Below are 18,865 nucleotides of genomic sequence, written 5' to 3'. Positions count from 1 at the left end.
ATGTGCTTGGCGGTCGAGCCGCCAAGCATCGCCGCCCCCCCGGGGGACCGGCCAAGGTGCCCCTTGGACGAGGGGCGTCATTACCTGCCCAGCGTCGCCGCAGCCGGCGGCGTCTTGCGCTGGATGGGCTTCCAGGCCTCCAGCCGCTTCAGCACATCGGCAATCGCCGCGTCGAGCTGTGTGTCCTCGCCGCGGTTGACGGCGGCCGGGTCGAGTTCGACGTCGATGTCTGGCGCCACACCTTCGTTCTCGATGCGCCACTCGCCGTCCGGCGTGTAGAAGCGGAAATAGGGCACTGTCAGGAAGGCGCCGTCGATCAGGTTGGGGTTGACCGAGATGCCGATCAGCCCGCCCCAGGTGCGCTTGCCGATCAGCGGCCCCAGGCCCACGCGCCTGAAGGCATAGGGCATGAAGTCGCCGCCCGAGCCGGCGTCCTGGTCGATCAGCATGGCCTTGGGGCCGTATATGGCGCCGCCCGGTGTCTCGAAGGTCAGGCCGTCGCGGTCCTTCCAGCTGCCGAGGTAGGCGCGGCCGAGCAGCTCGGTCACATAGTTGGCCGCCTGGCCGCCGCCGTTGCGGCGGTCGTCGACGATGAGGGCCTGCTTGTCCACCTGGGCGAAGAACATGCGGTTGAAGTGCTCGAAGCCCTGGCCCGCCGTGTCGGGCATGTAGACGTAGGCGATACGGCCGCCGCTCTTCTGCTGCACCTTGCGGCGGTTGCCGTCGATCCAGGCCCAGCGGCGCAGCGGGGCTTCGCTGGCGACGGGCTCGACGGTGATCTCGCGCCGGCCCTTGCCGGCGGCGTCCTGGGCGACGGCGATCGCGACCTGCTTGCCGACCGTGTTTTCCAGCAGCGCGTAAATGTTGGTCTTGTCGTCGAGCTCGTGGCCGCCGATGGCGAGGATGTAGTCGCCCTCTTTCACGCCCAGGCCCGGCACGGCCAGCGGCGAGCGCAGATTGGGGTTGAGGCGGTCGCCGGCATAGAGCCTGGCGATGCGGTAGCGGCCCTGCTCCACGGTGAAGTCGGCGCCCAGCAGGCCGACGGCCACGCGAGCCTCCTGGAACACGTCGCCGCCGCCGCTGCGGTTGTGGCCCACCTGCAGCTCGGCAATCATCTGCACGAGCAGGTCGTTCAGGTCCTCGCGGCGCTGCACATGGGCCAGCTGGGGCAGATAGCGGTCGTAGACGGCCTGCCAGTTCAGGCCGTGCAGGGCGGGGTCGTAGAAGTAGTCCTTCTCCATCCACCAGGCCTCGTCGAAGATCTGCTTCCACTCGGCGCGCGGGTCGATACGGGCGCGCAGGCCGCTCAGGTCCAGAGCCTTGGCGTCGGCCTTGTCGTTGGCGTCGCCCACCTCGAGGCCGCCACCGGCCACGGTCAGCAGCAGCTTCTTGTGGTCCTCGCTGAGCGAGAAGTTCGCGACGCCGGCCTTGAGCATCTTGGGCTTGCGCTCCTCGAAGTCAAAGCGCCACAGCTCGGCCGTGGCCTGCTGCTCGGCCTGGGGCGGCTCGGCGCTGGCGCCGGGCTGGGGATGCTGCAGGTAGAACAGCGCGCCGTCCGCCGCCGCGGCCAGGCCGTCGTAGTTGCGCTCGGCCACCGGCAGCGCGACGAGGCGCTCGGCCAGGCCGTCGAAGTCGATCTTCACGGCCTTGGGCTTGTCGTCCTCCTTCTTGTCCTTTTTTTCGTCCTTCTTGCCCTCGTCCTTCTTCGCGTCGCCCTTGGCCTCGGCCTTCTTGTCGTCTTTCTTCTCCTCCTCGTCGCCGGCCTTGGGCGCCAGCGGCGACTTGCCGTCCGCCGCCAGCACCAGCGCATAGAGGCCCACACGTAGCGGGCGCTCCTGGGTGGACAGGTCCAGCCCGACCTGGCTGGGGCCGGAGTTGATGGAGGCGGTGAAATAGAGGTAGTCGCCCTTGGCCGAGAACACTGGGTTGCCGGCGTGCGAGAGGCCGTCCGTCACCGTGTGGTTGCGGCCCGTCGTCAGGTCGTGCAGCCAGATGCGGCCGAAGTAGTTCTCGCCCGAGGCGGTGTAGGCCAGCCAGCGGCTGTCCGGCGAGAAGGCCACGTCCAACCCGCCGCGGCGCTGGTCGCTCGCGATCTTCACGAGCTGGCCGCGCTGCGGGCCTGCGGCCAGGCCGAGCTTGTAGAGGTTGAGGTGGTTGTCCTGCAGCACCAGCGTGTGGCCGTCGGGCGACCAGTCGGCCAGCGTGAAATAGCCCTCCTTGGGCAGCAGGAAGCGCTCCTTGGCGCCCAGGCCGGTCTGGGCCTGCAGCACCAGCTCGTGGCGCATGCCGGGCGCGTCGGAGATGTACGCAACACGCTGGCCATCGGGGCTCCAGCGCGCGTCCTTCTCGCGCACGCCCGAGGTCTCGGTCAGGTTGCGCACGCTGCCGTCCTTCACCGGCACCGTGAACACCTCGCCGCGGGCACTCACCACCACACGCTTGCCGGTGGCCGAGAGCCGCGCCGAGGTCAGCGTCTTGCCGGCGTCCTTCCACTGCGGGCGGGCCTGGGGCGCGATGCTGGCGAGTTCGATGTCCAGCGCCCTCGGCTCGCCACCGGCGAGCTCGATCTGCTTGATGCGGCCACCCGACTCGTAGACCAGCGTCGTGCCCACGGCGTCCACGCTGCGCACGTCCCACTGCGTCTCATGCGTCAGCTGGCGCAGCTGCTTCGTGGCCGGGTTGAAGGCGAAGAGGTTGGCCGCGCCGTCGGCTCGGTCGGAGATGAAGACGACCTCGCCGCCCGCCCAGACCGGCGCCGAATCGCTGGCGTTGACGTGGGGGATCTGCTCCCAGGTCTGGCTGGCCATGTCCATGATCCAGACCGGTGGCGTCGTGCCGCCGCGGCTCTGGCGCCAGCCGCTGGCGCCGGCATAGGCGGCGTTGTAGGGCCTGTAGGCCAGGCGCTTGCCGTCGGCCGACCAGGCCCCTTCGTAGGCCACGGCCTTCATGACCTGGCGCTCGTAGCCACCATCCACACCGACCTCGTAGAGCTGGTTGCTGCGGTTGTTCAGCACCTCGCGCGGCGAGGCGAACAGCACCCGCTTGCCATCCGGGCTCCAGCCGCTGACGACGTCGGCGCTCGGGTGCCAGGTCAGGCGCTTGGGCTGGCCGCCGTCCAGGCCGATGACGTAGACATCGGTGTTGCCGTCATAGCTGGCCGAGAAGGCGATGCGCTTGCCGTCCGGCGAGAAGCGCGGCGCGAACTCACTGGCAGCGTGGCTGGTCAGGCGCCGCGCATTGCCGCCGTTGCGGTCGGCCAGCCAGAGGTCGCCCGCGTAGACGAAGGCCAGGTGGTCCCTGGACACGGCGGGCTGGCGCAGCATCAGCGTCGGCTCGGCGGCCTGGGCCAGGCCCAGCGTGGCCAGCAGCGCCGCGGCGGCGATGACGGAACGGGAATTGAGCATCGAGGTCTCCGTGGATTGGATGACGGTCAGCGCCGCGGATGGCGCGGGCGCAAAACCTCGAACTCTAGGGCCGGCCGGAAGGCCCCGCCGAAAGTCAGTTGGGCTGGCGTTTCAGTCGGCCGCGCAGGCTGCCAGCGATGACAAGCAGGCCGGGGATGAAGATCATGGCCCAGATGATCTTGTCCAGGTGCTGCTTGACCCAGGGCACGTTGCCGAACAGGTAGCCGACGGTCGTCACGCCGCAGACCCACAGCGCACCGCCGCCCACGTCGTAGAGCGTGAACTTGCGCCGCGTCATCCGCGCCACACCGGCCACGAAGGGTGCGAAGGTGCGCAGAAAGGGCATGAAGCGCGCCGCGACGAGGGTGATGCCGCCGTACTTCTCGTAGAAGTCGTGCGCCTTCATGAAGGCCGCCTTGTTGAAGAGGCGCGACTGCTCCCACTGGAACACGCGCGGCCCGAAATGGCGGCCGATGCTGTAGTTGCTCTGGTTGCCGAGCACGGCCGCCAGAGTCAGCAAGCCCATCGACAGGCCCAGGTCCATCAGTCCCACGCTGCACATCGCGCCGACGACGAAGAGCAGCGAGTCGCCTGGCAGGAAGGGCATGACGACGACGCCGGTCTCCACGAAGATGACGAGGAAGAGCAGCGCATAGACCCAGACGCCGTAGGCCTGGACGAAGGCCGCCAGGTGCTGGTCGACGTGCAGGATGAAGTCGAGGAGGAAGTGCAGCAGGTCCATGGGGCGCGCATTATCCCGGCGGCTCTGTGACGCCCTGGGGGCACCGATAATCCCGTGATGGATTCGCCGCTCCCTGAAGTCCCCGCGCCCCGCCTCATCCGCGAACTGCCCGACGAGCTGATCAGCCAGATCGCCGCCGGCGAGGTCGTCGAGCGCCCGGCCTCGGTCGTGCGCGAGCTGGTGGACAACGCGCTGGATGCGGGCGCCCGCAACGTGCTGGTGAAACTGATGGCCGGCGGCGTGCGCGGCGTCGTCGTCGAGGACGACGGTTGCGGCATCCCGGTCGCCCAGTTGCCGCTGGCGCTGAAGCGCCACGCCACCAGCAAGATTGCTTCGCTGAACGAGCTGGAGTCGGTTGCGACCATGGGTTTCCGTGGCGAGGCGCTGGCCGCCATCGCGTCGGTGTCCGAGATGTCCATCTCAAGTCGCACGGCCGACGACAACCACGCGCACCGGCTCGATGCGCGCAGCGGCGAGCTGTCCGCCGCCGCCCGCTCGCGCGGCACCAGCGTCGAGGTGCGCGAGCTGTTCTTCTCGACGCCGGCGCGCCGCAAGTTCCTGAAGACCGACGCCACCGAGCTGGCCCATTGCGTGGAGGCCGTGCGCCGCCACGCGCTGGCGCGGCCCGACGTGGGCTTCGCGATCTGGCACGAAGGCAAGCTCGTCGACCAGTGGCGCGCCGCCAGCAGCGAGCAGCGCATCGCCGACGTGCTCGGCGATGACTTCGTCGCCGAGAGCCGCGCCTTCGCGCACAGCGCCGGGCCGCTGGCGCTGACCGGCCGCGCCGGCCTGCCCGAGGCGGCACGCTCGCGCGCCGACCAGCAATACGTCTGGGTCAACGGCCGCTATGTGCGCGACAAGCTCATCAGCCACGCCATCCGCTCCGCCTACGAGGACGTGCTGCACGGCCAGCGCCAGCCCAGCTATGTGCTCTTCATCGAGATCGCGCCCGAGCTGGTGGACGTGAACGTGCACCCGACCAAGATCGAGGTGCGCTTCCGCGACGGCCGCGCCATCCACCAGTCGGTGCGCCGCGCCTTCATCGACGCTCTGGCCCAGTCACGCAGCGCCGAGGCCGATGGCGTCGAGTCGGCGATGGCGCCGCTGGGTTTCGCGCCGACGACGGCGGCCACGCTCTACGTCGCCGAGCCGCGCCCGGCCTACCAGCCCCACGCGCAGCCCTTCACGCCCCCCGTGCCGCCCACGGCCGAGCAGGTGCGCCTGTCGCTCGTGCAGCACGAGGCGCTGTGGGAGCCGGCCAAGCCGGTGGTGTCGACCTCGCTGCCCGACCCCACGCCGCGCCGCGAGCCCAGCCTGCCCGAGCCGTCGACGAAGGAGGACTGGCCGCTGGGCCGCGCCATCGCGCAGATCCAGGGCGTCTACATTCTGGCCGAGAACCAGCAGGGCCTGGTCATCGTCGACATGCATGCCGCCCATGAGCGCGTCGTCTACGAGCGCCTGAAGGCCAGGCTCGGCTCGACGACCATCGAGAGCCAGCCGCTGCTGATCCCGGTCAGCTTCGCGGCCACGGCCGAGGAGGTCGCCGCCGCCGAGCAGCACGCCGACACGCTGGCCAGGCTCGGCCTGGACGTGTCGCCGCTGTCCACCCGCACGCTGGCCGTCCGCTCCCGCCCTGCCCTGCTCGCCGCCAGCGACCTCGTCGCGCTCACGCGCGAGCTGCTCGCCGAGATGGCCCAGTTCGACGCCAGCTCGGTGCTGGAGCGCGCCCAGCACGAGATCCTCGCCACCATGGCCTGCCACGGCGCCGTGCGCGCCAATCGCCAGCTCAACATCGACGAGATGAACGCCCTGCTGCGCGACATGGAAGCCACTGAACGCGCCGACCAATGCAACCACGGCCGCCCCACCTGGCGCCAGCTCGACATGCGCGAGCTGGACGCCCTGTTCCTGCGCGGACGTTGAAAGAAGAACGACGATGGCCACCATCACCCTGAAGGGCAAGCCCAAGCCCGCCGCCAAGACCCGCAACGCGGAGGGCGAGAAGCGCGCTCCCGTGCGCGGCAAGGGCGTCTCCAAGCCGCGCCCGACGCTGGCCAAGGCCCAGGCCGACCGCGCCGAGCGCGAGGAGCAATTCCAGAAAGCACAGCAGAAGCGCGAACGCCCCGCGCCGGTCCGCGAGGAACGCCCGGCAAGGCCCAAGACCGGCAGCGCCTTCAAGCCCGAGCGACTGCAGCCACCTCGCGGTGACGCCCCCCAGCGCGCCCCGCGCACCCGTCCCGACGAGCGGCCGTTCGCCGACCGCCCGCCCCGCGTCGACCAGCGCCGCGTGTCCAACCGCGGCCCCGGCTTCGAAGCGCCGCAGCGTCCGCAGCAGCGCCTGAACCCGGCCCGCCAGGTGGACGCCGAGGCCGGCGAGCGCCTGTCCAAGCGCATGAGCGAGCTCAAGCTGGCATCGCGCCGCGAGGCCGACGAATGGATTGCCGCCGGCTGGGTGCGCGTCAATGGCAAGGTCGCCGTGCTGGGCCAGCGCGTGATCGGCGATGTGCAGATCGACATCGACCCCGCCGCCCGCCAGGCCCAGTCCCAGCTCGTCACCGTGCTGCTGCACAAGCCCATCGGCTATGTGTCCGGCCAGGCCGAGGACGGCTACGAGCCGGCCGTCGTGCTCTTCCAGCCCGAGAACCGCTGGAAGGACGACCCCTCGGGCATCAAGCCTCACCCCAACCACCACCGCCACCTGGCGCCCGCCGGCCGGCTGGACATCGACTCCACCGGCCTGCTCGTGCTGACGCAGGACGGCCGCATCGCCAAGGCGCTGATCGGCGACGACTCCGACATCGAGAAGGAATACCTCGTGCGCGTGGAGTTCATCGGCCACGAGGTGCCCGAAGGCACCTTGCCGAACGCGGCGCTGGCTCCCGAGCAGCTGGCACTGCTGAACTACGGCCTGGAGCTGGACGGCGAGGCGCTGAAGCCCGCCAAGGTCAGCTGGCAGAACGAGCAGCAGCTGCGCTTCGTGCTGCGCGAGGGCAAGAAGCGCCAGATCCGCCGCATGTGCGAGCTGGTCGGGCTCAAGGTCGTCGGCCTGAAGCGCGTGCGCATCGGCCGCATCCCGCTGGGCCATCTGCCGGTGGGCCAGTGGCGCTACCTGGCGCCATGGGAACGCTTCTGACCCCGATCTGCCTCGCCGGCCCGACCGGCTGCGGCAAGACGGCGGCGGCCCTGACCATTGCCGAGGTGCTGCCGGTCGAGATCATCAGCGTCGACTCGGCCCTGGTCTACCGCGGCATGGACATCGGCACCGCCAAGCCCACGGCCGCCGAGCAGGCCGCCGTGCCGCATCATTTGATCGACATCCTCGCCCCGACGGGCAGCTACTCCGCCGCCGAGTTCGTGTGCGATGCCAAGCGCCTGGCCGCCGACATCGCCGCGCGCGGCAAGTTGCCGCTGCTGGTGGGCGGAACGATGCTGTATTTCAAGGCCCTGTTCGACGGCCTCTCGACGCTGCCCCAGGCCGATGCCGAGCTGCGCTCCGCCATCGACGCCGATGCCGCCGAGCGCGGCTGGCCGGCGCTGCACGCCGAGCTGGCGCGCCTGGACCCCGAGACGGGCGCGCGCCTGGCGCCCAACGACAGCCAGCGCATCCAGCGCGCGCTGGAGGTCATCCGCCTCACCGGCCAGCCGCTGAGCGCCCTGCACGCAGCCACTCGCGAAGAAGGCGTGGACTGGCCGCTGTTCTCGCTGGAACCGGGCGACCGCGCCTGGCTGCACGAGCGCCTGGCCGAACGTTTCGACGCAATGCTGGCCCAGGGCCTCGTCGACGAGGTCAAGGCCCTGCGCGCGCGCGGCGACCTGAGCCTGGCGCTACCGTCGATGCGCTGCGTCGGCTACCGGCAAGTCTGGGAGGCGCTCGATGCCGACGACTTCTCCGACCTGCGCGAACGCGGCATCGCGGCGACGCGCCAGTTGGCCAAGCGCCAGGTGACCTGGCTGCGCAGCATGCCCAGGCGGCGCGTCATCGCCTGCGACGGGCCCCAGCCCATTCCCGAGCTGCTGGCCGGGCTGCAGAGGCTGATGAACGCATGACGGTGCTTTCCGCGCGCGGGCTGGCCAAGCGCTATGCCGACACGCCGGTTTTCTCCGGCATAGACCTGGACCTCGCCGCGGGCGAGATCGTTGCCCTTCTGGGCGAGTCTGGCAGCGGCAAGTCGACGCTACTGAACTGCCTGGCCGGTCTGGACGAGGCCGATGCCGGTTCGATCACGCTCGCCGACCAGGACCTGCGCCCACTCGACGACGAGGCCCGCTCGGCGCTGCGGCGCCGGGAGCTGGGCTTCATCTTCCAGGCCTTCCATCTGCTGCCGCATCTGAGCGTGGCGGACAACGTGGCGCTGCCCTTGCGGCTGCTGGGCCTGAAGGACGATGCGCGTGTGCGGCAGATGCTGGAGGCGGTGAACCTCGGGGCTCTGGCCACGCGCATGCCGCGCCAGCTGTCGGGCGGGCAGTTGCAGCGGGTCGCGATTGCTCGCGCCCTGGTGCACCGGCCGCGGCTGGTTCTGGCGGACGAGCCCACCGGCAATCTCGATGCGCGGCATGCGGCCGAGGTGCTGGAGCTGCTGAGGCGCTGCACGCATGAGGCGGGGGCGGCTTGTTTGCTGGTCACGCATTCGGAGGTGGCGGCGCAGGCGGCGGATCGGCGGCTGCGGCTGGATGCGAGCGGGCTTCATGCCGTTTGACGGCTTTGTTTTATTGGCCAGACCCGTGCGGCGTGCTGCGCACGCGCCCCGGACTTCTGCGCTTCTCGGCGGTCTAGAAGTGGAGCCCCCAAACAGCCAACAGCCGAATAACCAACAGCCAAACCCGTCAACCGACCGGTGCCGGCTGCTCCTTCACCCCCCCTCTGAGCCCGCCGAGGAGCACAGGGCCTTGAGGCCGTGCGCGCAGCGCGCTTCGAGCTCTGACTCCGCGCAACTGTTTGACCGCAGCGTAGCGGAGGGAGTTTTGCGCGGGGCCTCAAGGACCGAGCGCCGCAGGGGACCCCGCTGCGAAGCAAAGGGGCGGGCGGTTCGGGGCCGACTCTTTGCCTACTTTCTGGTCGCTCAGAAAGTAGGTCGCCCGCTGGGGCGAACTCCCGGCATGGGCCTGGCCACCAAACAAACGACAGGCGAAGCGCCAACGCGCCCCCAGCCATGACCCTCTGGCGCCACCTCTGCTGGCCCGCCTGGCGCGACCACCCCGGTCGCGTGATCCTCGCCATCGTCGCGGTCATGCTCGGCGTCGCCCTCGCCTTCGGCGTGCACCTGCTCAACGGCGCCGCGCTGGCCGAATTCGCCCGTGCCGCACGCAGCATCGACGGCCAGCCCGACCTCGTCGTCCGCGCTGCTTCCGGCCCGCTGACCGATGCCGACCTCGCCGAGCTGCTGAACCGCCCCGAGGTCAGCGCCGCCAACCCCGTGCTCGAAGCCCAGGCCCTATGGCCCGGCCAGACCGCCGATGCAGAGCTCAAGGGCCGCGCCCTGTCCATCCGCCTCATCGGCCTGGACCCGCTGGCCCTGCTCGCCTCCGCCGCCGGCGCGCGGCCGCTGGCGCCTGAACTCCTGCCCCAGGTCGAAGGCGGCCCGGCCGAACTGGTGGCCTCCAACACCGTGCACCTGAACGGCGTCGCCCGCGCCCGCTTGGCCGCCGGCGCGACGACGCTGAAGCTGCGCCTGCCCATCCCCGGCAGCAACGCGCCGCGCGACATCGAACTCGCCATCGGCGGGCGCATCGCGGCCGGCAACACGCCGCTGGGCGTGCTGGACATCGCCGACGCCCAGGCCCTGTTCGGCCGCCTCGGTTTGCTGGACCGCATCGACCTGCAGCTCGCCCCCGGCGTAGACGCCGCGGCCTTCGCCGCCACGCTGCCGCCGCACTGGCGCGCCGCCCCACCCGAGGACGAGGGCGCGCGGCTGGCCGACCTGACCCGCGCCTACCGCATCAACCTCGGCCTGCTGGCGTTGATGGCGCTGTTCACCGGCAGCTTCCTCGTCTACGCGGTGCTGTCGCTGGCCACGGCCCAGCGCCTGCCGCAGTGGGCACTGGTGGGCGTGCTGGGCGTGTCGGCGCGCATGCGCTGGCGGCTGATCCTGATGGAGGGCCTGGTCATCGGCAGCGTCGGCACCGCGTTGGGTCTGGCCCTGGGGCTGGGCCTCGCGGCGGGTGCGCTGAAGCTGCTGGGCAGCGACCTCGGCCTGCATGGCGCCAACGGCTCGTCGGCCGAGCTGCTGTTCAACCAGCCGCTGCTCGGCCCCGCCCTCGCCTACACGGCTCTGGGCCTGGCCGCTGCCCTGGTGGCGGCGCTGGCGCCGGCCCTCACCGTGCGCCGCATCGCGCCGGCCCTGGTGCTCAAGGGCCTGGGCCTGCCAGCCGGGCGCACGCTGCCGGCCTGGCTGGGCCTGGCGCTGCTGGCGCTGGGCGCGGCCCTGGCCTGGCTGCCGCCCGTGCTGGGCGACACGCCGCTGGGCGCCTATCTCGCGATGCTCTGCCTGCTGATGGGCGGCCTGGCCCTGGTGCCGGCCCTGGTGCGCGGCATGACCGCCACCCTCGTGCGGCTGCCGGCCGGCGCGCTGCTGCTGCTCGCCCGCGAGCGCAGCCGCGACCAGGCCACCGAGGCGCGCCGCTCGCTGGCCGGCGTGCTGGTCGCGCTGGCGCTGGCCGTCGCGATGACGGTGATGATCGGCAGCTTCCGCGAGTCGCTGCTGCGCTGGCTGGACCATGCGCTGCCGGCCGACCTCTATGTGCGCTCCGCGCTACGCGGCGCCGATGGCCTGCCCGCGCCGCTGCCCGCCGCGCTGGTCGAGCGCCTGGGCCGGCTGCCCGAGCTGGCGCGGGCCGCGCCGCAGCGCAGCACCCGGCTGCGCCTGGCGCCGGGGGCCAACCCGGTCGCGCTGACGGCCCGCGATATCGACACCGGCAGCCTGCCCCTCGTTGAGCGCTGGGCCGGCGCACCGGCGCCGGACGCCATCGCCGTATGGGTCAACGAGGCCGCACGCGACCGCGACGGCCTGAAGCCCGGACGCGTCTTCACGGCCGAGCTCGTCGACGGCGGCCGGCGGCTGCGCCTGCAGGTGCGCGGCGTCTGGCGCGACTACTCGCGCCAGAGCTCGGCGCTGTGGATGGACCTGGCCGACTACCGCCGCGCCAGCGACGACGCCGGCACGACCGAACTCGCGCTGTGGCTGGCGCCCGGCCAGGCGCTGGACGCGGCCCGCACCGCCGTGCGCCGGCTGGCCGGCGACGACGTCGAGCTGGCCGCGGCCGGCGAGCTGCGCGCGATGTCGCTGCGCATCTTCGACCGCAGCTTCGCCATCACCGTCTGGCTGCAGGCCGTGGCCCTCGCGGTGGGCCTGTTCGGCGTCGTCGCCAGCCAGTCGGCCCAGGCGCTGGCACGGCGGCGCGAGTTCGGCCTGCTGCGGCATCTAGGCCTGTCGCAGCGCGCGCTGATGCGGCTGCTGCTGATCGAGGCCAGCCTGACCGGCGGCGCCGGCGCGCTGGCCGGGCTGGCCCTGGGCTTGGGGCTCAGCGCCGTGCTGGTCTATGTCGTCAACCCGCAGAGCTTTCACTGGAGCATGGAGATGCATTTGCCCCTGGGCCGCCTGACGGCCCTCGTCGGCCTTGCCTTCGCGGCGGCCGTGGGCGCCTCGCTGCTGGCCGGCCGGCGCGCGCTGGGGCAGGACGCCGTGCGCGCCGTGAGGGAGGACGCATGACGCCGCTGAAGCGCCGCACCCTGCTGCTCGCCGCGCTGCCGCTGCCGGTACAGGCCGCGTTGAACTTCCCGCGCGACTTCGGCGCCCATCCACAGCAGGGCATCGAATGGTGGTACCTCACCGGCCTGCTCGGCGACGCCGGCGGCGGGCCGCCGCGCTTCGGCTACCAGCTCACCTTCTTCCGCCTGCCCGGCCCCGCGCCGGCCGACCACCCCAGTGCCCTCGCGGCCCGGCAGCTGCTGCTCGGCCATGTGGCCCTGTCCGACCTCGGCGCGCAAAAGCAGCGCCATGCCCAGCGCCTGCTGCGCGCGCTGCCGGGCGCGGCCTACAGCGTGGTCGGCGATTGCGACGTCAAGCTGCGCGACTGGACGCTCAAGCGCAGCGGCCAGAGCTACCAGGCCGCCTTCACCGGGCCGGGCTTTGCACTCGAACTGCAGCTCGCGACGACTGCGCCGCCGCTGCTGCAGGGCGATGCCGGCCTGTCGCGCAAGGGGCCCGACCCCGAGCAGTTCAGCCACTACTACTCCCGCCCCCAGCTCGACACCCGCGCCGTGCTGGCGCTGGACGGCCGCCGCCAGACGCTGGCCGGCCGCGCCTGGCTGGACCACGAGTGGAGCGACAGCCTGCTTGGCGACTCCATGGGCTGGGACTGGCTGGGCATCAACCTCGACGACGGCCGCGCGCTGACGCTGTTCCAGCTGCGCCGCAAGGACGGCACGCGCTCCTTCGCCGGCGGCAGCCTGCGCACGCCGGGCCAGGCCGACCGCAGCTTCGCGCCCGGCGACGTGGAGATGACGCCGACGCGCCACTGGGCCAGCCCCGCCACCGGCGCGCGCTGGCCGGTGGAATGGCGACTGAAGAGCCCCGCCGGAGAGATGCTGCTGGCCGCCGCCTTCGATGCGCAGGAGATCGATGCAAGCCGGACGAGCGGCCTCGTCTACTGGGAGGGCGCAGCCCGGCTGTTCGACGCGCAAAAACAACCGTTGGGCACAGGCTATCTGGAGCTCACCGGCTATGCCGGCAAACCGCCACTGCCGTAGCCCACAATCGCCGCCCGATGACACGCCAACCCACGCGGCCCACCTTCGGCTGGGACAACCTCGGCGGCGAGCCCAGCGCCGGCCTGCCCGCCGTCGACGACCTGCCCGACACGCGGCTGCTGAGCAGCGGGCGCGCGGCGCTGTTCGCGGCGATGAAGGCGCTGGGCGTGCAGCCCGGCGACACGGTGCTAGCGCCGAGCTACCACTGCCCCACCCTGGTCGCGCCGCTGCGCCTGGCCGGCGCCCGGGTGCAGTTCTATCCGCTCGGGCCGGACGGCCTGCCGGCGCTGGCCGCAATCACGCCGGAGCCCGGCACCCGGGCCATCGTCGTCGCCCAGCTCTTCGGCCTGCCGCGCTCGCTGGCCGCCGTGCGCGCCTGGTGCGACGCGCGCGGCATCGCGCTGGTGGAGGACTGCGCCCACAGCTTCTTCGGCCAGGCCGGCGAGCGGCCCGTGGGCCGCTGGGGCGACCTGGCGACGGCCAGCGTGTCCAAGTTCTTCCCGGTGACCGAAGGCGGCCTGCTGGCCGGCGCCCGGCCCCTGCCCGCGCAAGCCCTGAGGCCGGCCGGTGCGAAGCAGCAGCTCAAGGCCTGGGTGGACCTGCTGGAGCGGGCCAGCGAGCAGGGCCGGCTGGCCGGGCTGAACACCGCGCTGCGCGCCCTCTTCCGCCTGAAGAACGGCTCGCCCAAACCGCCCGGCGCGCCCCGCGCCGACGGCCCATCGCAGGACATGGGCGAGCCCGCCATGATGGCCGACTGCGACCTCGCCCGCAGCGAGAACGCCCCGCCCGCGCTGACCCGCCAGCTGCTCGCCCTGCCGCGCCGGCGCATCGTCGAGCGCCGCCGCGCCCACTACGAGACCCTGCACCGGCTCACGCAGAACCTGCCCGGCACCCGGCCGCTGTTCGGCCCTCTGCCCGCCCAGGCCGCGCCCTATGTGATGCCGCTGTGGGTGGACAGCCCCGAGGCGGCCGAAACGGTCTATGCCGCCCTGCGCGCCGCCGGCTGCGCCGTGTTCCGCTGGGACCGCGTCTGGCCAGGCGTGCCCGAATTTCCCAACGACCACGGCGCACTCTGGCGCACCCAGCTGCTGCAACTGCTCTGCCACCAGGACTTGACCGAGCCCATGCTCGCCCGCACCTGCGACGTGCTGACACAGACCCTCGCCACACTGCCCCGATGAGCTCCACCACCAACGACCGCCCCGCATCCAGCCAGGCCCGCTCGCTCAGCGGCCTCGCCCCCTTCCTGCGCCCCTACCGGGGCCGCATCGCGCTCGCGCTGCTGCTGCTGGTGCTGGCGGCGCTGGCCACGCTGGCCTTCCCGCTCGCGCTGCGCGGCCTCATCGACGCCGGCTTCGGCGCCAGCAACCCGGGCGAGCGGCTGATGGCGCTGCGCGAGCATTTCCTCGCGATGTTCGCCGTGGGCGCGGCCCTGGGCGTGTTCTCGGCCTCGCGCTTCTACATGGTCACCTGGCTGGGCGAGCGCGTGACGGCCGACCTGCGCAACGCCGTCTACAGCCATGTGCTGCGCCAGAGCCCCGAGTTCTTCGAGACCACGCAGACCGGCGAGGTGCTCTCCCGCATCACGACGGACACCACCGTCGTGCAGACCGTGGTGGGCTCCAGCCTCTCCATGGGCCTGCGCAACAGCGTGATGGGCATAGGCGCGCTGGTGATGCTGATCGTCACCAACCCCTATGTGATGGGCCAGGTGCTGGGCATCCTCGTCCTCATCGTGCTGCCGGCGCTGTACTTCGGCCGCCGCGTGCGCAAGCTCTCGCGCGCCAGCCAGGACCGCGTGGCCGACACCTCGGCCATCGCCGCCGAGGTGCTGAACGCCGTCACCGTCGTGCAGAGCTACACGCAGGAGCGGGCCGAGAGCGAGCGCTTCGCCGCCGCCAGCGAGGCCGCCTTCGACACCGCGCGCAAGCGCACCCGGGTGCGCAGCTTCCTCGTCGCCTTCATCATCACGGCCGTCTTCGGCGCCATGCTCTGGGGCCTCTACCAGGGCACACAGGCCGTCATCGCCGGCACGATCAGCGCCGGCCACCTGGGCCAGACGGTGGTCTATGTGACGCTGCTGGTCAGCTCGGTCGCCGTGCTGGCCGAGGTCTGGGGCGACGTGCTGCGCGCGGCCGGCGCCACGGAGCGCCTCGTCGAGCTGATGGAGGCGCGCTCGCCGGTGGCCGACCCGCCGGCGCCGCGCCCGCTGACGGCGACGACGGGCGGCAGCCGCGTCGAGTTCGACGCCATCCAGTTCCACTACCCCTCGCGCCCGCAGACGGCCGCGCTGGACGGCCTCTCGCTGGCCGTGCAGCCCGGCGAGACGGTCGCCCTCGTCGGCCCCAGCGGCGCCGGCAAGACGACGGTCTTCCAGCTGCTGCTGCGCTTCTACGACCCGCAGTCCGGCAGCATCCGCCTGAACGGCGTGCCCACCCGCGAGCTGAGCCTGGCCGAGCTGCGCGCCAGCGTCGGCCTGGTGCCGCAGGACAGCGTCATCTTCTCGACGACGGCGCTGGAAAACATCCGCTACGGCCGGCCCGGCGCCAGCGACGACGAGGTCATCGCCGCCGCCAGGGCCGCCTTCGCCGACGACTTCATCCGCGCGCTGCCCGAGGGCTATGCCAGCTTCCTGGGCGAGCGCGGCGTGCGCCTGTCCGGCGGCCAGCGCCAGCGCATCAGCATCGCCCGCGCGATGCTGAAGAACCCGCCGCTGCTGCTGCTCGACGAGGCGACGAGCGCGCTGGATGCCGAAAGCGAACGCGTCGTGCAGGCGGCGCTGGAAGCGGCGATGCAGCACCGCACGACGCTGGTCATCGCGCACCGGCTCGCGACCATCCAGAAGGCGGACCGCATCGTCGTGCTGGATGCGGGGCGCATCGTCGACATCGGGCGGCACGACGAGCTGGTCGCACGCGGCGGGCTGTATGCGAAGTTGGCGGCGATGCAGTTTGGGTTGGAGACTGAGGCGCCAACTGCCAGCTGAGCAACGAATGGCCGCTCAATTGCGACGGCTTCAGGCTGGTCAGAGTCATTCGCGGCGCTGGACGTGAACGACAGTGCCCACGAAGACCAGTCAGTGATCGCTGGCCACCTCGACCGTCGGCTCCACTGCCGGCACGAGCCGCTCGACCGCGACACAGCAACTGCGCCAGCTCGAACGACTGCTCCCGCGCGCCAGGACTGGCTCAAGTTCAAGCCGCGCGACTCGCCGTCCAGGCCGGCAAGTCGGTCAACCCTAGGGTTTCGATGGCGCTGTCGAAAGGTCCGTGACGACGACAGGACGGGTCGACAACGCGCTCGCTGCCATTTGGGATTTCCCTTCTTGCAACGCCACGCTATCGGACAGGATGCTGACCGCCTCATTCAAGCGGACGTCCTTGACGGAACTCCTTGTCTTCTCCATGGCCAGATCCTTGCTCAGCTTGCGTTCGTTGAACTGCAAGCCATCGTCTGCCAGCGCATCGCCCGCAGCCGCCCCCTCGGAGCCCAACATGGCGGTCAGGCGGGCCTCCAAAGCGGCGCGCTCCTTGCGCCGCACCGCTTCGTTGAGTGAGATCGCGTTGTTCTTGCGCTGCTCCCTTGCCTTTGCAAGGTCGTCCAGCAGACTCTGGTAATCACGCTCGCGCTGAACGCGACTCTCATGCCAGGCCAGCAGGCGCGGAAGCTGCGCCGTGATGTCGCCCACAGGCGCGTAGTCGGCCGCCTTGACATGGGTCCATGGCAAGGCGTTGTCAAAGCTCGATTCACCGAACAAAGTGTCATTACCGCTTTGCAAATAGCCGATGTCCGGTGTCACGCCACGCAATTGCGTCGTGCCGCCGTTCACTCGGAAGAATTGCGCGATGGTCATCTTCAATTCGCCGTACACGGGGTTGGCATTGTTGGCGACTTGGTCGAGGCTGGCCACGGTCTGGACCGTTCCCTTGCCAAAGCTGGGCTCGCCGATGATGAGGCCGCGACCGTAATCCTGAATCGCCGCCGCGAAGATTTCCGACGCTGAAGCGGAGGCCCTGTTGATCAGCACGCCCATCGGTCCGTCCCAGGCCAAACCGGTGTTGACGTTTCTCTCCACGGTCACGGTGCCTCTGGCATTGCGTGTCTGAACGACCGGCACCTTGCCGACGAACAGGCCCGTCAGACCGATGGCCTCCCGCAGTGAACCACCGCCGTTATCGCGCAGGTCCATCAAGATGCCATCTACCTTTTGGGCCTTCAGGTCCGCCAGCAGCCTGGCCACGTCGCTCCCTGCGCTGCGGTAATCCTTGTCGCCCTTGCGAAGCGCGTCGACATCCTCGTAGAACGATGGCAAGGTGATCACGCCGATCAAGCGCTTGCCCTCACCTGTCGCCACCGAATAGACCTTGGCCTTGGCTGCGCTGTCCTGGATCTTGATCGTGTTGCGGACCAAGACCACCGTCTTGCTCGGTGCGTCGGGCCCCTTGTCGGCGGGCAGGACGTCCAGGCGCACCGTCGAACCCACCGCGCCACGAATCAGATTCACGGTGTCGTCCAGGCGCCAGCCGACGACGTCATCCATCGGGCGGGTCGCGCCTTGTGCGACGCCGACGATGCGGTCGCCAACCTGCAGTTGTCCAGAGAGGCTCGCTGGCCCGCCCGCGACCAGTTCGCGGATGGTGGCGTAGCCATCGATGTCGGTCAAAACAGCGCCAATGCCCGCCAGCGACAGCCGCATCGAGATGTCGAAGTTGGCTGCGGCGCGCGGGCCCAGGTAGTTGGTATGGGGCTCGATCGCCATCGTGTAGGCATTCATGAATGCCTCGAAGGCATCGGCGCCTGTGATCTTGCCCAGGCGCTTGGAGGCGCTGTCGTAGCGCTTGTCGAGGACTTTCGCGATGGCTGCGTCGTCCTGACCCGCGAGCTTGAGCCGCAACCAATCGTTCTTCACACGCCTGCGCCAAAGATCCTGCGCGTCTGCCTCGGTCGCGGGCCAAGCTTGGCCCTTGCGATCAAGCATCAGCGTCTCGTCGCTCGCGAAATCGAATCCCTTGTGCAGCAGGCTGCGCGCATAGGCCATTCGCTCGACGGCCCGGCGTTCGTACACGTTGAAAATGTCGAACGGCGCGCGCAAATCCTCGCTCAGGATCGCGTCGTCAAGCCGGGTACGTTCGACAGCAAGGCGGTCGATGTCGGACTGCAGAAAGTAGACCTTCTCCGGGTCGAGCACTCGCAGGTACTGGTCGAACACCTTGCTCGACAAGGCATCGTCGAGCGGGACGGCTTTGTAGTGATAGCGCGAAAGCAGTTCCGCAGCCAAGTGGGCCGCCCTGGCCTCCTGTACTGCCGGCTTCAGCGGTGGAGGGTAGGCAAGGTCAGCATCCGCCAGCGCGCCCTGCGCCGCGACCGCCAGGGTCAGAAAAAGCCCAATCAGCTGTTGTTTCAATCTCGCTCCACCACGGGTTGAACCGAAAATCTCAAGGTCGAAACCGTCTGTGGCAAACCGCATTTCGAGGCAACGATCGTCGCACGACGACCTTCGGCCGCAGCCGCACCGGCTCAATTCACCCGCAGCACCTCAAACTGCCGTCGGACGGGAGCGACCTCGATCGACACCGCGTCGCCCTCGCACTTGCCCAGCAGGGCCTTGCCCAACGGCGCTTCACTACTGATGACCTGAACGATCTGAGCGCCGCTGACCAGCGTCATGCTGCCCCCACCCGGGCCGAGAAAGAGCTGTTGCTGCTTGTCGTCGGCATCGACCAGGCAGACCAGCGCGCCAAGCTGTATCCCTTTGCCGGCGTCGTAGGAACCCGGGCGGAATTGGCGCCAATTGGCGATCGCCTGGCGGATGGCTTCGGCACGACGAGCCTGGCCGGTGGCCAGGTAGGCGGCTTCGAGACCCAATGTGTCGTATTTGTTTGCCTCTCTTGAAAATCGAGTGGGTAGGATCGGGGCCGGTTGATCACTCCGAGGAGTGGTGCCATGACAGCCAGAGTCTTCGAAGCGGCGCTC

12 protein-coding genes are annotated in these 18,865 nt (G+C 70.5%); 8 read left to right on the top strand and 4 right to left on the bottom strand.

Annotated elements, in window-relative coordinates; translation table 11 throughout:
• Positions 1-80 precede the first annotated feature (80 nt).
• Both EV671_RS20845 and EV671_RS20840 read right to left on the bottom strand, forming a co-directional pair.
• Entirely contained in the window at positions 81-3,404 is a 3,324-nt protein-coding gene (locus tag EV671_RS20845; RefSeq protein ID WP_132575368.1) for a S41 family peptidase, read from the bottom strand.
• A 94-nt stretch (positions 3,405-3,498) separates the two neighbouring features.
• Complete coding sequence (locus EV671_RS20840) at positions 3,499-4,146, bottom strand: VTT domain-containing protein (protein WP_132575366.1); 648 nt, start codon at positions 4,144-4,146, stop codon at positions 3,499-3,501.
• 57 nt (positions 4,147-4,203) lie between these two features.
• On the opposite strand from EV671_RS20840, the gene mutL reads away from it, so the two are divergent.
• From mutL to EV671_RS20800, 8 genes are all read left to right on the top strand, one after another.
• On the top strand, positions 4,204-6,069 hold the full coding sequence (gene mutL / locus EV671_RS20835) for a DNA mismatch repair endonuclease MutL (RefSeq protein WP_132575364.1): 1,866 nt from the start codon (positions 4,204-4,206) through the stop codon (positions 6,067-6,069).
• Positions 6,070-6,082: 13 nt separating this feature from the next.
• A complete protein-coding gene (locus EV671_RS27920; RefSeq protein ID WP_132575362.1) occupies positions 6,083-7,279 on the top strand; it encodes a pseudouridine synthase in 1,197 nt (398 codons plus the stop codon).
• Complete coding sequence (miaA, locus tag EV671_RS20825; RefSeq protein WP_132575360.1) at positions 7,264-8,193, top strand: tRNA (adenosine(37)-N6)-dimethylallyltransferase MiaA; 930 nt, start codon at positions 7,264-7,266, stop codon at positions 8,191-8,193. The genes EV671_RS27920 and miaA overlap by 16 nt, the downstream gene beginning before the upstream one ends.
• On the top strand, positions 8,190-8,843 hold the full coding sequence (locus tag EV671_RS20820; RefSeq protein WP_207911216.1) for an ABC transporter ATP-binding protein: 654 nt from the start codon (positions 8,190-8,192) through the stop codon (positions 8,841-8,843). Before miaA ends, EV671_RS20820 begins: the two co-directional genes overlap by 4 nt.
• Before the next feature lie 453 nt (positions 8,844-9,296).
• Entirely contained in the window at positions 9,297-11,852 is a 2,556-nt protein-coding gene (locus EV671_RS20815) for an ABC transporter permease (RefSeq protein ID WP_132575358.1), read from the top strand.
• Positions 11,849-12,892 carry a lipocalin-like domain-containing protein gene (locus EV671_RS20810; RefSeq protein WP_243655831.1) on the top strand — a complete coding sequence of 348 codons (1,044 nt, stop codon included), beginning with the start codon at positions 11,849-11,851 and terminating at the stop codon, positions 12,890-12,892. The genes EV671_RS20815 and EV671_RS20810 overlap by 4 nt, the downstream gene beginning before the upstream one ends.
• Before the next feature lie 17 nt (positions 12,893-12,909).
• The gene (locus tag EV671_RS20805; protein ID WP_132575356.1) at positions 12,910-14,073 is read left to right on the top strand and encodes a DegT/DnrJ/EryC1/StrS family aminotransferase; all 1,164 of its coding nucleotides are present in this window, start codon (positions 12,910-12,912) and stop codon (positions 14,071-14,073) included.
• Entirely contained in the window at positions 14,070-15,878 is a 1,809-nt protein-coding gene (locus EV671_RS20800) for an ABC transporter transmembrane domain-containing protein (RefSeq protein WP_132575354.1), read from the top strand. Before EV671_RS20805 ends, EV671_RS20800 begins: the two co-directional genes overlap by 4 nt.
• Positions 15,879-16,130: 252 nt before the next feature.
• Here EV671_RS20800 and EV671_RS20795 read toward each other — a convergent pair whose 3' ends face one another.
• Complete coding sequence (locus EV671_RS20795; RefSeq protein WP_207911215.1) at positions 16,131-18,296, bottom strand: carboxy terminal-processing peptidase; 2,166 nt, start codon at positions 18,294-18,296, stop codon at positions 16,131-16,133.
• Between the two features lie 113 nt (positions 18,297-18,409).
• Positions 18,410-18,865, bottom strand: a 456-nt coding sequence (locus tag EV671_RS20790; RefSeq protein WP_132575350.1) for a GreA/GreB family elongation factor, incomplete at its 5' end; no start/stop codon positions are given.

This window comes from Roseateles saccharophilus (assembly GCF_004342485.1).
Classification (GTDB): domain Bacteria; phylum Pseudomonadota; class Gammaproteobacteria; order Burkholderiales; family Burkholderiaceae_C; genus Pelomonas; species Pelomonas saccharophila.
The sequence above is the reverse complement of the archived record's forward strand: the minus strand, read 5'-3'. Positions and strand labels throughout refer to the sequence as shown.